The sequence below is a fragment of the Paeniroseomonas aquatica genome, from assembly GCF_030409335.1.
GTDB classification, from domain to species: domain Bacteria; phylum Pseudomonadota; class Alphaproteobacteria; order Acetobacterales; family Acetobacteraceae; genus Belnapia; species Belnapia aquatica.
In genome coordinates this window covers 1-1,339 of record NZ_JAUFPN010000081.1, presented here as the reverse complement: position 1 = coordinate 1,339, position 1,339 = coordinate 1, and the positions used below count along the sequence as shown (strand labels likewise).

1 pseudogene is annotated in these 1,339 nt (G+C 65.5%); it reads left to right on the top strand.

The window, feature by feature from the left end:
• Nucleotides 1-831 precede the first annotated feature (831 nt).
• Nucleotides 832-1,339 (top strand): annotated as a pseudogene (locus QWZ14_RS08370) (hypothetical protein); the annotation flags it as partial.

Below are 1,339 nucleotides of genomic sequence, written 5' to 3'. Positions count from 1 at the left end.
AACATGGGACCAACCGCGGTAGGTCAGAAACCACCAGTCATCCTCGGCGAAGTGCCGGGCATACAGCTCGCAGAGGTCGACACGGGCTTGATCATGGTCCGCCATACCCGAGAAGGCGAATAATCCGAAGGCGCCGAGTGGCAGCGAGAGAATCAGGGCGTCCCGCGGCCAAGTATCGAGATGCACGANCCGCGGCCAAGTATCGAGATGCACGAGGGCGCGCTCCAGCGCCCTCGCCGGCTGGCCGCCGATTGCGAGCGATAGGACCTCGACATGGCTCCGCTCCCGCTCGGTCCCCCGTCGGGCGGCGAGATCCACCGCCGTTGCAATCCGCGCCTTTGCTTTGGCCGGCGCGGCGCGAATGGCGTGTAGGCGCGCATGCGCCGCATGGGCCAGGGCGAAGTCCGGATCAGCCAGGATGGCTGAGTCAAACGCTTCTGCCGCGCCGGGCCAGGCGGAAAGCAAAAGGTCCACGCCCTCGCGGTAGCGCTCGGCAGCAAGGTCGGAAGTCGTCGAAAGCGGTAAGCCGCGACGGTCGAGGCAAGCCATGGTGGGATCCTCGTGCTGAAAGCGTGGTCATCAGTAGCGGCCTGGTTGGATTGGTCGGCGCCGCCAACTTCATGGGCTGCCACGTATACCGGCTCGACAAGCGTGATGTATTTCGACAAGATGACATAAGATGTAGAACAACGGACAAAAAGGGCATTGGAAATGCGATGGGAGACGATCGCCGCGCCCCCCGGGCTAATGCCGCCCCACCCCATGACTGTGCGGGCACAGTCCATTCCGGCGCGCCACTACTTCCCAGAGCACACGCATGCCTGGCACCAGATGGTCTACGCGATCTCAGGTGTGCTGACGGTGGCGGTCGAGGGTCAGTCGCTCGCGATTTCGCCCGAGCAGGCGGTGTGGCTGCCGACCGGGCTGCGGCACCGCGTCGGGTCACTGCTTGGGGCAGAGTTCCGCAGCCTGTGGATCGCCCACGAGGTCGGTCAGAGGCTGCCTCAAAGCCCGACCGTGGTCGGTGTCTCGCCGCTGCTCCGTGCATTAATTGTCGAGGCCGCTGAGATCGAGGACCAGGAGGACGGGGACGGCTATGCCGGTCGCGTGACGGCGCTGATTCTAGACCAGTTGCAGCGGGCACCGCCGCTTGCTGGAGCACTGCCTTGGCCGCGCAACGGGGCGTTGGGAACCCTGTGCGAGACACTTTACGCAGATCCCACAGATGAGCGCGGACCTGAGGATTGGGGCCGCGAGCTCGGCATGTCGGGCCGCACCCTGGCGCGGCGTTTTGAGGGGGAGCTAGGCATGAGCCTGCGCTCCTGGCGGCGCCGGCTGC